11 protein-coding genes and 1 pseudogene are annotated in these 12,670 nt (G+C 69.3%); 3 read left to right on the plus strand and 9 right to left on the minus strand.

The features are described 5' to 3' along the window. Positions 1 to 142: 142 nt before the first annotated feature. The 4 genes and pseudogenes from E3T54_RS05515 to pepN form a co-directional block, all read right to left on the minus strand. Positions 143 to 1,803, minus strand: a pseudogene (locus tag E3T54_RS05515) (FAD-binding dehydrogenase). Positions 1,804 to 1,845: 42 nt separating this feature from the next. Beyond that, a complete protein-coding gene (locus E3T54_RS05520; RefSeq protein WP_092323750.1) occupies positions 1,846 to 2,295 on the minus strand; it encodes a globin in 450 nt (149 codons plus the stop codon). After that, on the minus strand, positions 2,285 to 3,439 hold the full coding sequence (locus E3T54_RS05525; RefSeq protein WP_092323751.1) for a mechanosensitive ion channel family protein: 1,155 nt from the start codon (positions 3,437 to 3,439) through the stop codon (positions 2,285 to 2,287). The genes E3T54_RS05520 and E3T54_RS05525 overlap by 11 nt, the downstream gene beginning before the upstream one ends. A 66-nt stretch (positions 3,440 to 3,505) precedes the next feature. Continuing rightward, the gene (gene pepN / locus E3T54_RS05530; RefSeq protein ID WP_134474906.1) at positions 3,506 to 6,067 is read right to left on the minus strand and encodes an aminopeptidase N; all 2,562 of its coding nucleotides are present in this window, start codon (positions 6,065 to 6,067) and stop codon (positions 3,506 to 3,508) included. A gap of 98 nt (positions 6,068 to 6,165) precedes the next feature. Between pepN and E3T54_RS05535 the strand changes: the two genes are divergently transcribed. Further along, positions 6,166 to 7,149 (plus strand): DUF2332 domain-containing protein, encoded by a 984-nt coding sequence (locus tag E3T54_RS05535; RefSeq protein ID WP_134474907.1) that lies wholly within the window; start codon positions 6,166 to 6,168, stop codon positions 7,147 to 7,149. Positions 7,150 to 7,273: 124 nt separating this feature from the next. Here E3T54_RS05535 and E3T54_RS05540 read toward each other — a convergent pair whose 3' ends face one another. From E3T54_RS05540 to E3T54_RS05550, 3 genes are all read right to left on the minus strand, one after another. Next, positions 7,274 to 7,762, minus strand: a complete 489-nt coding sequence (locus tag E3T54_RS05540) for a GNAT family N-acetyltransferase (RefSeq protein ID WP_134474908.1) — start codon at positions 7,760 to 7,762, stop codon at positions 7,274 to 7,276. Then, positions 7,759 to 8,112 (minus strand): hypothetical protein, encoded by a 354-nt coding sequence (locus tag E3T54_RS05545; RefSeq protein WP_241977074.1) that lies wholly within the window; start codon positions 8,110 to 8,112, stop codon positions 7,759 to 7,761. The genes E3T54_RS05540 and E3T54_RS05545 overlap by 4 nt, the downstream gene beginning before the upstream one ends. Before the next feature lie 88 nt (positions 8,113 to 8,200). Next, positions 8,201 to 8,647 (minus strand): SRPBCC domain-containing protein, encoded by a 447-nt coding sequence (locus E3T54_RS05550; RefSeq protein ID WP_134474909.1) that lies wholly within the window; start codon positions 8,645 to 8,647, stop codon positions 8,201 to 8,203. A gap of 88 nt (positions 8,648 to 8,735) precedes the next feature. On the opposite strand from E3T54_RS05550, the gene E3T54_RS05555 reads away from it, so the two are divergent. Next, on the plus strand, positions 8,736 to 9,566 hold the full coding sequence (locus tag E3T54_RS05555) for a hypothetical protein (RefSeq protein WP_134474910.1): 831 nt from the start codon (positions 8,736 to 8,738) through the stop codon (positions 9,564 to 9,566). A 44-nt stretch (positions 9,567 to 9,610) separates the two neighbouring features. On the opposite strand, the gene E3T54_RS05560 is transcribed toward E3T54_RS05555, so the two are convergent. Further along, the gene (locus E3T54_RS05560; protein WP_134474911.1) at positions 9,611 to 10,381 is read right to left on the minus strand and encodes a putative protein N(5)-glutamine methyltransferase; all 771 of its coding nucleotides are present in this window, start codon (positions 10,379 to 10,381) and stop codon (positions 9,611 to 9,613) included. A gap of 95 nt (positions 10,382 to 10,476) precedes the next feature. On the opposite strand from E3T54_RS05560, the gene E3T54_RS05565 reads away from it, so the two are divergent. Further along, the gene (locus E3T54_RS05565) at positions 10,477 to 10,818 is read left to right on the plus strand and encodes a hypothetical protein (RefSeq protein WP_134474912.1); all 342 of its coding nucleotides are present in this window, start codon (positions 10,477 to 10,479) and stop codon (positions 10,816 to 10,818) included. Between the two features lie 160 nt (positions 10,819 to 10,978). Here the strand turns inward: E3T54_RS05565 and E3T54_RS05570 are convergent, their stop codons facing one another. Then, positions 10,979 to 12,538, minus strand: coding sequence for an SDR family NAD(P)-dependent oxidoreductase (locus E3T54_RS05570; protein ID WP_134474913.1), 1,560 nt, complete (start codon positions 12,536 to 12,538; stop codon positions 10,979 to 10,981). Positions 12,539 to 12,670: the final 132 nt, after the last annotated feature.

The raw sequence follows: 12,670 nt of genomic DNA on the forward strand, positions 1-12,670 counted from the left end.
CTCATGAACGAACTCGCGGATCTCCGCCGTGGTGAATCCTGGGCTTATCGACATTCCCCTGCCTCCTTCTGATCGTGAACTGACTCACAATCAGCCTGACGCAGAGGGTTCGCGGGGAATGTAGGGCGGGGCAGGGCGGGGGTCAGAGGGCGGCGGCGACCGCGCGGCCGGCGGTGCGTGCGGAGAACAGGCAGCCGCCGAGGAACGTTCCCTCGAGCGACCGGTAACCGTGCATCCCGCCGCCGCCGAAGCCGCTGGCCTCGCCCGCGGCATAGAGGCCTGGAACCGGGCGCCCGTTCCAGCCGAGCGCGCGCGCGGACAGGTCGGTCTCAATACCGCCCAGGCTCTTGCGGGTGAGGATGTGCAGCTTGACCGCGATCAGCGGCCCGTTCTGCGGGTCGAGCAGCTTGTGCGGCGTCGCCACTCGGATGAGCTTGTCGCCGCGATAGTGGCGGGCCTGCCGGATCGCGTTGATCTGGGCATCCTTGGCGAAGTCGTTGTCGAGTTGTCGGTCCCGGGCGACGATCTCCTGTTCGATCCGGGCGAAGTCCAGCGGGATGTCGGGGGAGAGCTTCTGCATTCCGGCCATGAGCTCGAAGAGCGTGTCGGCGACGACGAAGTCGACGCCCTTCTGCTTGAACGCCTCGACCGGCCCGGGCGCACCCGGGCTCACCCTCTGCGCGAGCAGCCTGAGGTCTTTGCCGGTCAGGTCGGGATTCTGCTCGCTGCCCGAGAGGGCGAATTCCTTCTCGATGATCTTCTGGGTGAGCACGAACCAGCTGTGCTCGTAGCCGGTCTTCAGGATGTGCTCCAGGGTGCCCAGCGTGTCGAACCCGGGAAACAGCGGCGCCGGCAGCCGGGCGCCGGTCGCGTCGAGCCAGAGCGACGACGGCCCCGGCAGAATACGGATGCCGTGGGCGGCCCACACGGGATCCCAATTGGTGATCCCCTCCGGATAGTGCCACATCCGGTCGCCGTTGATCAGCCGGGCCCCGCCCTGTTCGGCGATGCCGAGCATCCGCCCGTCGACATGCGCAGGGACGCCGGACAACAGGTGCTCGGGTGGTTCGCCCAGGCGCTCCGGCCACTGCGCGCGCACGAGGTCGTGGTTGCCGCCGATGCCTCCGCTGGTGACGATCACGGCCGAGGCGCGCAGGTCGAAGTCGCCGACGGCATCCCGTGAGCTGGCCACCCCGCGTGCCGCGGAGCTGGCCGCCAGGCGGGTGCCCCGCACGCCGACCACCGAGCCGGCCAGGACGATCAGCGCGTCGACGCGGTGGCGGTGCAGGGCGCTCACGAGCCCGGCCTGGACCCCGGCGCGCACGGCCCGGATGAAGGGTTCGAGGATGCCGGGACCGGTACCCCAGACGATGTGGAACCGGGGCACCGAGTTGCCGTGTTCGAGCGCCGTGTAACCGCCCCGTTCGGCCCAGCCGACCACCGGAAAGAACCCGACGCCCTTCTCGCGGAGCCAGGCCCGCTTCTCGCCGGCGGCGAAGTTCAGATACGCCTCGCCCAACGCCTCGGCCAGTGGTCTTCCTCCCGGTCGAACCCGGCGCTGCCGAACCAGTCCTGCCGGGCGAGCTCGAGGGAGTCCTTCACGCCCATGCGGCGCTGTTCGGGCGTGTCGACCAGGAACAGCCCGCCGAATGACCACCAGGCCTGGCCGCCGAGGGAGGCGGCCGGTTCCTGCTCCACGAGGAGGACCTTCTTGCCGGCCTGGGCCAGTTCGGCCGTCGCGACGAGGCCGGCGATCCCGGCTCCCACGACGATGACATCGGCTTCGGTCGCGGGTGCGCTCATCGTGACTCCCCTGTCAGGGTGCGGCGGATCCGCGCGCCCGGGTTAGTCCTCGAAGGTGTTGACCATGGCGTGCGCCGCACGATCCAAATAGTCCCACAGTGTTTCGCGCTGCAGGGGCGGCAGGCCGACGGAGTCGACGGCTTCGCGCATGTGCAGCAGCCAGCGGTCGCGGGCATCCGGATTGACTTTGAACGGCTGGTGCCGCTGGCGAAGGCGCGGGTGCCCGCGCTGTTCGCTGTAGGTGCCGGGGCCGCCCCAGTACTGCTCGAGGAACATGGTGAGGCGTTCGATTGCGCCGCTGAGGTCTTCCTCGGGGTACATCGGCTTCAGCACGGGGTCACCGGCCACCCCTCGGTAGAACTCGGTGACGAGTTTTTCGAAGAACGGGCGTCCGCCGACCTGTTCGTAGAACGACGGGCCAATCGCGGCGCCGTTCTCACCGTCGCGAAGGTGGACTGCGGCCGGGGTTACCGGGGTGGGGTCAAGCGTCATCGCGAATCTCCGGATCTGGGGTTGTCTGCACCTGGGGCACGGCCTGGGGCACGGTCGGCGGCACGGGCTCTGACGCGGGCTGTGACCCGGCCTTGGGCTTGCGGGGGGCCCTGGGCGCCCGGGACTTCCTGGCCGGGGCGGGCGGCTCGCCGCCATCCGTGAGCACGTCGGGGACCTGAGCCGCGGCTTCTTCCGCGGCGTCGAGCGAGGGAGTGATGCCGGAGCCGTCGGCCGCGCCATCCGCCCCGGTCATCACGACGCTGTTCAGCGGGGTGAGCGAGACGCCCATCCCATCGAGCGCCTTCTTCATGTGCAGGCGGAGGTCGCGGGCGAAGTCCCACTTGGCGGATACGCGTGTCTTGACGGCCAGGCGGGTCACAAGGGCCTCCGCGGTGATCGACTCGAGGCCCCAGATTTCGGGCTTCTCCAGGATGATGCCGCGCCACTTGCGGCTGGAGGCGAGCGCGGTGGCGACGCGGAGCAGTTCGGCCTGCACGGCCTCGACGTTGGAGCTGTAGGGGATGGCGAGGTCGATGATGACCCGGGCCCAGCCCTGCGACATGTTGCCGACCCGCAGGATCTCGCCGTTGCGCACGAACCAGAGGGTGCCGTCGACGTCGCGCACCTGGGTGATGCGGATGCCGACGTTCTCGACGACGCCGGAGGCGAAGCCCACGTCGACGATGTCGCCGACGCCGATCTGGTCCTCCACAACCATGAACAGGCCGTTCAGGATGTCCTTGACGATGTTCTGCGCGCCGAAACCGAGGCCGGCGCCGAGGGCCGCCGTCAGCAGGGCGAATGAGCCGAGGATGTCCGTGTTGACGACGTTGACAATGAGCAGCACCGTCACGATCAGCAGGGTCACGTTGAGGATGTTCGTGAGCACCGAACCGAGGGTGCGGGTGCGTTGCACCACGCGCACGGCGGCCAGCGGCGACACGTTCAGGGCCTGCGTGTCGTCGACCTTCTGCGTCCTCTTCACGCCGGAGACGATCTGCTGGACGACGCGCTGGATGACGAAGTGAAGCACCCAGCGAAGGAGCAGCGCGATGATGATGATCGCGGTGATGTGGAAGATCTTCAGCCACAGGTAGACGGTGAAGAAGTCGGTCAATTCGGCCCAGATGGAGTCCCAGTTCATATTCGACCCAGTCTACCGAGCGCACGACTGAGCCCGGGCATGTCGCCCGGGCTCAGGGTGAAACGGTTACTCGGCGTCGCGGGCCTGAGCGGCGAGGGCGCGCTCCACGCCGGCCATGTTCTCGATGACGAGCCTGCGCAGTGCCACCGGCTCCGGGTTGGCGTCGAGCCAGGCGCGCGTCGCATCGACCAGCGCCTTGTTGGCCAGGAGCGCCGGGTACAGGCCGACGACGATCTTCTCGGCGATCGCGAAGCTGCGTGATGCCCAGACCGTCTGCAGCATGGAGAAGTACTTGTCGACGAACGGTTCGAGCAGGGTGGTGTCGTTCGCCCGGAGGAACCCGGCGCCCGTCACCCGCACGATGGTGTTCGGCGCGGTGTCGACGTCGATCAGAGACGACCAGGCGGCCTGCTTGCCTTCGAGAGTCGGAATGGCGGCCCGGGCCTGGGCGGCCGACTGGGCGCCCGTCGCGGTGTTGTCCCCGGCGAGGGCCGCGTCGATCTCCGCGGTGCCGGCCTGGCCGCCGGCGACCAGGGCGATGAGGAGCTCCCAGGCCAGGTCGGTGTCGATGACGAGACCGTCGAGCGGCGAGGTGCCGTCCAGCAGGGCGGAGATGGACTCGAGCTGGGCCTCGGTGGTCGCGATCGACGCGAAGAACTTCACGAACTGGAACTGCGCGTCGGTGCCGGCCTCGGCGTGGCGAGAGAGGGACCAGAGCGAGTCCCCGACCTCCTTGACCGTGCCCGCGCGGTGTTCCTCGGCAACGTAGAACGTTGCCGCGAGCACGACCTGGCCGAGGACCGTGCGGAGCGTGGTCGACTCGGTTTCGGTGGCGACGTTGCCGAGCACGAGGGTGATGAAGTCGCGCGGCGCGGTCTCGGCGTCGCGGGTCGAGTCCCAGACGGAACCCCAGACGATCGCCCGGGCCAGAGGGCTCTCGATCGCCGACAAGTACTCGAGGGCGACGTCCTGCGACGCGGCGTCGAGGCGGATCTTCGCGTAGGCAAGGTCGTCGTCGTTGAGCAGGACCAGGTCGGGGCGGGCGCGGCCGACGAGCTCGACGACATCCGTACGCTCGCCGTCGACGTCGAGTTCGACCCGGTGCGTGCGCACGAGCCGGCCGTCCTGCGGGGAATTCTCGGTGTCGAAGCTGTACAGCCCGATCGCGAGGCGGTGAGGGCGGATGGTGGGGTAGTCGGCGGTGGCGGACTGCAGCACGGCGAACCCGGTGATGTTTCCGGCGTCGTCGACCGTGATCTCGGGGCGGAGCGTGTTCACGCCGGCCGTCTCGAGCCAGAGCTTGGTCCACTCGGTGAGGTCGCGGCCGCTGGAGGCCTCGAGTTCGACCATCAGGTCGTTCAGCTCGGTGTTGCCCCACTCGTGCTTGGCGAAGTACGAGGCGACGCCGGCGAAGAACTCGTCGCGGCCCACCCAGGCCACGAGCTGCTTGAGCACCGATCCGCCCTTGGCGTAGGTGATGCCGTCGAAGTTCACCTGCACGTCTTCGAGGTCGTTGATCGTTGCGACCACCGGGTGGGTCGAGGGAAGCTGGTCCTGCTTGTACGCCCAGCTCTTCTCCATTACCGCGAAGGTGGTCCAGGCTTCGTGCCATTCGGTGGCCTCGGCCGTGGCGATCGTCGACGCCCACTCGGCGAACGACTCGTTCAACCACAGGTCGTTCCACCACTTCATGGTGACGAGGTCGCCGAACCACATGTGCGCGAGCTCGTGCAGCACGGTGACCACGCGACGCTCCTTGATGGCGTCGGTGACCTTGGAACGGAAGACGTAGGACTCGGTGAAGGTGACCGCGCCGGCATTCTCCATCGCGCCCGCGTTGAACTCCGGCACGAACATCTGGTCGTACTTGTCGAACGGGTACGGGTAGTTGAACTTCTCCTCGAAGTACGTGAAGCCCTGGCGGGTCTTCTCGAAGAGGTAGTCGGCGTCGAGGTACTGGAAGAGGCTCTTGCGGCTGAACAGGCCGAGGGGGATGACGCGTCCGTCGGTCGAGGTCAGCTCGCTGCGCACGACGGCGTACGGGCCGGCCACGAGGGCCGTGATGTAGCTGGACATGGTGTGGGTGGGCTCGAACGCCCAGGTCTTCGCTCCGCCCGCGGCATCCGTGGGTTCGGGCGTGATGGAATTGGAGATGACCTCCCAGGCGCCCGGCGCGGTCACCGTGAAGCGGAACGTAGCCTTGAGGTCGGGCTGCTCGAACACCGCGAAGACGCGGCGGGAGTCCGGAACCTCGAACTGGCTGTAGAGGTAGACCTCGTTGTCGACCGGGTCGACGAAGCGGTGCAGGCCCTCGCCGGTGTTCGTGTACATGCCGTCGGCGACAACGGTCAGCTCGTTCTCGGCGGCGAGATCGTCGAGCTGGATGCGCACGTTGTCGCTGACGGATGCCGGGTCGAGCGTCACGCCGTTGAGGGTGACGGAGTGCACCGTGCGGGTGATCGCGTCGATGAAGGTGGAGGCGCCGGGCGTTGCCGTGAACCTGACCGTTGTCGTGCTGCCGAATGTTTCGGGCCCGGTCGTCAGGTCGAGAGTGACGTCGTAGCTCTGCACGCTGAGGAGCGCTTTACGCTCCTGGGCTTCGATGCGGGTGAGGTTTACTCCAGGCAACGGTTTCTCCATCTGGGGTCGCGGTGTTCGAAAAATGCGCGCGACGCTCGTGGCGCCATCGCACGATCCTCAAGCCTAGCCATGATTAGAGTGTCTGCATGAGAGCCAGCACCGATCCTCACGCAGCAACCTCCGACCGCTATCGCCAGTTCGCCGAGGTCGAGGCGCGCGGCATGAGCGCCTGCTACGAAGAGTGGGCGCGCGGGGTGTCGGATGACCCGGCGACGGTGGCCCTGATCGACCGGCTGCCCGGGCCGAAACGCCAGCCCAACCTGGTCTTCAGCGCCTCCCGGTTCCACGGCGCTCCGGTCTCGGACTACGCCGCCTTCTCCGTCTGGCTGGCCGCGCACTGGGCCGACGTCGAAGACACCTGCCTCCCCCATGCCACGCAGACGAACGAACCCGGCCGGTGCGGCGTGCTGCTCCCGGCGCTCGCCGCGATTCCCGGTCCGCTGGCCCTGATCGAGGTGGGGGCATCCGCCGGGCTCTGCCTGCACCCCGACCGGTACACCGCCGCCGACGGCACGGTGCGGATGCTCCATCCCGCCGCTGGGCCGAGCCCCGTGGTGCTCGACTGCGCCGCGACCGGCCCGGTGCCGATCCCCGACCGGCTCCCGGATGTCGTTTGGCGGGCCGGGATCGACCTCAATCCGCTCGACGTGAACGACGAGGCCGACGTGGCCTGGCTGGACGCGCTGATCTGGCCGGAGCACGCCGACCGCCGGGAGAGGCTGCGGGCCGCCGTGGAGGTCGCCCGGGCGGAGCCGGTGGAGATCGTGAGTGGTGACCTCAACGAGCAGGTCGAGGCCCTGGTCGCGCGCGCGCCGGCGGGGGCGACCGTCGTCGTGTTCCACACGGCCGTGCTGGCCTATCTCGACGAGGAGGCCACGCGGCGGTTCGCCGCCACGATGGCCAGGCTCCCCGTGCGCTGGCTGTCGAACGAGGGCCAGAGTGTTGTGCCCGCGGTCGCGGAGAACCTGCGAGCGGTCCCCACGGCATCCACCGACTTCGTGCTGGCGCGGGGCACAGAACCGATCGCGTTCACCCAGCCCCACGGCCGCGCCCTGCACTGGCTCGCCTGAGTGACCCACTCTCCGCCGAACTGTGAGTTCGGACCCTTCCCGCGCCCCGCGAAGGGTCCGAACTCACAGTTCGGCGAGTGGTCGAGGGGAGGGTTGCGGGCCAGGTACTCGGGCGGACGGCGAGCTACAGGGTGAGCTTGAAGCCCACGTGCGAGGACTCGAAGCCCAGGCCTTCGTAGAAGCGATGTGCCGACTGCCTGGTCTGGTCCGACGTGAGCTGAACCAGCCGTGCTCCGCGTCGACGGCCCTCCGCGATCGCCCAGGCGATCATGGCGCCGCCCAGGCCGTTGCCGCGCAGGCTCGAGTGCACGCGCACCGCTTCAATCTGCATTCTCAGCGCACCCGCGCGGGCCAGACCGGGGATGGATGTCAGCTGCATCGTCGCGACGACTTCTCCCGCGGGCGAGACGGCAACGACCAGGAGCTGTGCCGGGTCTGCGTCGATTGCCTCGAAGGCCCGATCGTATGGAGCGCGCGCCTCTCGGACGGTCGATTCGACGGATGCCCGGAGCTCGTCGTCGGCGAGCAGCGAGACGATCGCGCCGACGTCGGCGGCCGTGGCTCTGCGCAGCGTGAAGGCGCCGGCTGGGAGGTCGAACTCGGCAAGGGTCATTCGTGTTCGAGCACCTTGACCATCTCCAGTTCGTTCCTGCCCGGGTCGAGGTTGTAGGGGACGGCCTCGCCCGTGGCGGTGAAGCCCCGGCGCTCGTAGGGTTCGGACACGAATCCGGCCATCGCGCCCACCAAGCGCCCCGCGCTGTCGATCGCGGCAACCGCGATGCCGTGGTCGGCCGTGCCGCGCTCGCCGCGCATCCGCCACTCGGCTTCATCGTTACCCAACGCGCCGTCCAGCGTCTCGTTGTACGCGGACGGGGAGTCGCGGATCATCTCGAGGCGCAGGTCACGGATTTCGCGCCAGTCGGCAGCGACCGTGCGTCGGATGGAAACTGCCAGGTTATTCACCGTCGTGAGCCTATCGGGCCGCCCAGGGGCGAAGCAGCCGGCGGAGGCGCAGGATCTCGGCTTCGGCACTGCGCGGCTGGTACTGCGACTACGACTCGGCGATCGCCTTGAGCCTGGCCAGGGCCAATGGCCACATTTCCCGGAACATCGCCGAGAAGTCCTCCTCGGAATCGAGGTCCACCCGCACGGTGGTGACGCCGCCGGACTCGCTGAAGGAGTAAGTCTCCCTCCCGCCGAAGAACTTCGACCGCTCATCCCGGTACTCGACGCCCCGGAGGATCTCGCCGAGGTATTCCAGGGTGACGCGTTCGTCCGGCTTGTTCTCGATGACCGTGGCGATCATCCCGCCGAGGGTACCGTCTTTGTCGGGCCCGACGAAGCGGATCTCGCTGCCGAGGACCCAGCTCCCTTCGTACCAGGAACCCGCTTCGTTGAACGGGCTCGTCCACTGTCGGTACGTGGCGTCGTCGAGCATCGTGGTCCAGACGGTGTGCACGGGAGCGTTCACCTCAACCGTGAAGTTCAGCTTTTCCATGCCGGGGAGTGTACCCCCGCAATCGTGGGTGCGGACCCGGGGTCGTGACTTCACGGACGCCGGCCCGCTTCGGTGTTAGCGTCGCGTGGTGACTGAACCCGGACCGCCCGTCGAACTGACCGACCGTGCGCGCGAATTCGTTGCGGACGTTGACGCGCTGATCCCGGGGCTGCTGGACGCCGTGCACCTCACCGGCTCCGGGGCATCCGGCGACTGGCAGCACGACAGCGACATCGACCTCGTGTTCGAAACGAGCCGCTTCGTCACAGTCGTCGACGCAAAGGTGCTGGTGGGACTGCACGCAGCGACGGCGGCTGCGGGCCATTGCGTCGACGGCATCTATCTCACCGCCGGGCAGATCGCCTCGGGCCCGGATGGCATCCGGTCGGCTCCGCAGGTTGTGTCGGGCGATTTTGGGATGGCCCGGCCTGACGGGCAACTGACCTGGGTGACCTGGCTGGAGATGCTGCACGGGTCCGCGGCGCGAGTGAACGCTGGTCGTCTGGGCTCGTGGTCGAAGGAGGAGCGGGACGTCGACACGGCTTCAGCCGTCTCTGAACGGGCCAGTGCGGCCAGCCGAGACAACCTGCGCTCGTACTGGATGCCGTATGCGTCCGACACGGCGGCGAGGCTGGCCGCCCGGTCGGATGACGACACTGTGCCCGCGGAGGCCATCGAATGGCTCGCGCTCGGCGCCCAACGGTTGGTCGTCACCATCGAAACCGGCCGGGTTGTCTCGAAATCGGCGGCAGCGGAGTTCGCGGCTCAGAGGTGGCCGGAGTACGCGGAGCTTCTGACACGGGTGCTGGCATCCCGTCGCGGAGAGGCGCAGCCATGTGCCGCGCAGCCCTTCACCGTCCGCGATGCGCGCCGTGCGGCAGCTCTCGTTCTCGACTGCGCGGCGCTAGCCGACTGCTGACCGGGTCCTGGCCGATCACGGCGCCGTCCGGGGTGGGCGGGGTGTCAGGCGCCGGTGCCGATGACGACGGTGCCATCGAGGCCGTCGGAATGCGCCACCCTCGGCGCCAGGCCGTTGTGGGCGAAGACGGCCATGGTGTGCCCTGCCTGCGCCCGGCTTGTCTCCACCAGCAGGTGCCCGCCCGGCGCCAGCCAGGCCGCCGCCGCCGCGGCCACACGCCGCTGCACGTCGAGGCCGTCGGCCCCGCCGTCGAGGGCCACCCGGGCCTCGTGCAGGCGGGCCTCCGGCGGCATCCGCTCGATGGCTCCGGTGGGGACGTAGGGGGCGTTGGCGACCAGCACGTCGATCCGGCCGCGCAGGGTCGCGGGAAGGGCGTCGAGGAGGTCGCCCTCGAACACTCGGCCGGGAGGAGCGGAGAGGTTGCGCCGGGCGCACGCCACCGCGGCGGGGTCGATGTCGGTGGCGTACAGCTCAACCTGGGGCGCCGCCGAGACGAGCGCCGCGCCCACGGCGCCGGAACCGCAGCACAGGTCGACGACGACGGCCCCGGGACGGAACACCGCGAGGGCCTGGCGCACGAGGAACTCGGTGCGCCGTCGCGGGACGAAGACGCCGGGATCGACCTGCACCCGCAGCCCGCAGAACTCCGCCCAGCCCAGGATGTGCTCCAGCGGCAGCCCCCGGACGCGTCGGTCCACCATCGCGGCGAGTTCGTCCGGTGTGTGGGCCGCGGAGCTGAGCAGGCGGGCCTCGTCTTCGGCGAAAACGCAGCCCGCCGCGCGGAGCCGGGCGGCGATGGCGGAGGGGGGTGTCATTGCAGGGGACTGTACTCCACAGGGGGTCGAGGTCCTTGCTCCTTGTCGCGCGGATGCCGCCGTCCCTAGACTGAACGCAAAATGGGGGGTCATTCATGTCGAACGGCGGCGAATACACGGGCTCCGCGACGCGGCTTCCGGCCGGGCAGACGCATCCCGGCGGGATTGTGCCCGACCATCGGGATGCCGCGGGTGTGCCGACCGTCGCGGCCAACACCCGGGTGGCGGCCATCACCGGGATCGTCCTGGGCGTGATCCCGGCGCTGTCGCTGATCGGGCTGATCGTGAGCATCGTGGCGCTCGCCGGGTACCGCAAGGCGGGCGCGAGGCCGACGCTCGCCGTGATCGGAGTCGTCGTCAGCGCGGTGGTGCTCATCGGATTCAGCCTGTATCTGCTCATGCCCGGTGGCCTGCTCGCCGCGAGCCAGGGCTCCTAGGCGCGCGCACGCTCGCTCCCCGGGGCGATCGAGAGTTGAGTTGCGGAGAAAGTACCTTTGCGCGCGAAATGAAGGTACTTTTTCCGCAACTGAGCGCGCGCGGGCGGGCGAAGTGCGCGGCAGGCGGGTGAGGGAGCCAGGGAGCCAAGGGGACGCGGGGCTACCAGGTGCCGGGCTTGTAGTCCTTAAGGAACACCCCGCAGAGGTCCTCGCCGGCCTCGCCGCGAACGATCGGGTCGTAGACCCGGGCCGCGCCGTCGACGAGGTCGAGGGGGGCGTGGAAGCCCTCCTCGGCGAGGCGGATCTTGGTCGGGTGCGGGCGCTCGTCGGTGATCCAGCCGGTGTCGACGCTGGTCATCAGGATGCCGTCGGAGAGCATCTCCTTGGCGCTCGTGCGGGTGAGCATGTTCAGCGCGGCCTTGGCCATGTTCGTGTGCGGGTGTCCCGGCCCCTTGTAGCCGCGGCCGAAGACGCCCTCCATCGCCGAGACGTTCACGATGTAGGTGCGCCGGGCGGGGGATGCCGCCATCGAGGCGCGCAGGCGGCTGACCAGCAGGAACGGCGCGGTGGTGTTGCACAGCTGCACCTCCAGCATCTCGAGCGGGTCGACATCCTCAATGTTGGCGGTCCAGCTGTTCACGTCGTGCAGGTCGGGCACCAGGCCGCCGGCGTCGATCGCCGTGCCGGCCGCGAGGCGCTCGAGAGACGAGGAGCCCGGGGCGAGGGCGAGGGCGGTGAGGTCATCCGCGGTGAGCGCGCCGGCCCCGGCGGCGGCCGCGGCGAGGATGGGGTGGCTGCTGACCGAGGCGGCCAGGGCAGACGGATGCGCGTCGTTGGTGTGCCCGAAGCTCACGATCTCGGGGATGGTCCCCTCCGGCAGCGGCGACGACTCAGCCTCGACCAGCGGCGAGTAGGACCCGGGGGAGCGGCGCACGGTCTGCGCCGCATTGTTGATCAGGATGTCGAGCGGCCCCTGTGCCGCGACGGAATCGGCCAGGCCGATCACCTGGGCCGGGTCGCGCAGGTCGATCCCGACGATGCGCAGGCGGTGCAGCCAGTCGGACGCGTCGGGCATGGCGCTGAAGCGGCGCACGGCGTCGCGCGGGAACCGCGTGGTGATCGTTGTGTGCGCGCCGTCCCGGAGCAGGCGCAGGGCGATGTACATGCCGATCTTCGCGCGGCCGCCGGTGAGCAGCGCGCGCTTGCCGGTGAGGTCGGTTCGGGCGTCGCGCTTGTCGTGGCTCATCGCCGCGCAGCTTGGGCAGAGCTGGTGATAGAAGGCATCGACGAGGGTGTACCGCTGCTTGCAGATGTAGCAGGGGCGGGCGACGAGCAGCTCGCCGGCCGACGGCTTGCTGGTGCCGAGGCGCAGCTGGGCGCCGACGGTCTCGTCGTCGATGCGGGTGGGGGCGCCGGTCGCCGTGGCCGCGATCACGTCACGGTCGGCATCCGCGATGGCCTGGCGTTTCTCGGAGCGGCGCGCGACCTTGACGGACTTGAACATCTTCGCGGTGGCCTGGCGCACGGTGACGAAGTCCGGGTCTTCCGGGTCGATCGTGGTGAGCTGCGCGAGCACCCGCAGGGCGACCTCGAGGTCGGCCGGGTCGATGCCGGGCGTAGTGCCGGGGGCGTCGGGAGTGCTGGGGGTGCCGGGGGTCGGCGCCGTCGACTGAACGGGCCCGGCCGAAGGCACGGTGTCGGTGGCAGGCACAGTGGTCATCCGTCAATTCTACGGCGGCAGCCTGTGAGGCCCCGCCGGGCTGTACCTCCGGCCGCGCACGGGCCCCGGCATGCCGAAACGGACATGTGTCGCCGGCGTACCGGCGACACATGTCCGTTCGAGCGCCACTCA

It is taken from the genome of Cryobacterium sp. Sr8, from assembly GCF_004403225.1.
GTDB lineage: Bacteria > Actinomycetota > Actinomycetes > Actinomycetales > Microbacteriaceae > Cryobacterium > Cryobacterium psychrotolerans.

What these genes read in the sequence shown, in the direction of transcription:
- E3T54_RS05540 (WP_134474908.1), bottom strand. Translation starts at nt 7,762, where the DNA reads ATGACCCTTGCCGAGTTCGACCTCCCAGCCGGCGCCTTCACGCTGCGC.
- E3T54_RS05550 (WP_134474909.1), bottom strand. Translation starts at nt 8,647, where the DNA reads ATGGAAAAGCTGAACTTCACGGTTGAGGTGAACGCTCCCGTGCACACC.
- E3T54_RS05525 (WP_092323751.1), bottom strand. Translation starts at nt 3,439, where the DNA reads ATGAACTGGGACTCCATCTGGGCCGAATTGACCGACTTCTTCACCGTC.
- E3T54_RS05570 (WP_134474913.1), bottom strand. Translation starts at nt 12,538, where the DNA reads ATGACCACTGTGCCTGCCACCGACACCGTGCCTTCGGCCGGGCCCGTT.
- E3T54_RS05560 (WP_134474911.1), bottom strand. Translation starts at nt 10,381, where the DNA reads ATGACACCCCCCTCCGCCATCGCCGCCCGGCTCCGCGCGGCGGGCTGC.
- E3T54_RS05565 (WP_134474912.1), top strand. Translation starts at nt 10,477, where the DNA reads ATGTCGAACGGCGGCGAATACACGGGCTCCGCGACGCGGCTTCCGGCC.
- E3T54_RS05520 (WP_092323750.1), bottom strand. Translation starts at nt 2,295, where the DNA reads ATGACGCTTGACCCCACCCCGGTAACCCCGGCCGCAGTCCACCTTCGC.
- E3T54_RS05535 (WP_134474907.1), top strand. Translation starts at nt 6,166, where the DNA reads ATGAGAGCCAGCACCGATCCTCACGCAGCAACCTCCGACCGCTATCGC.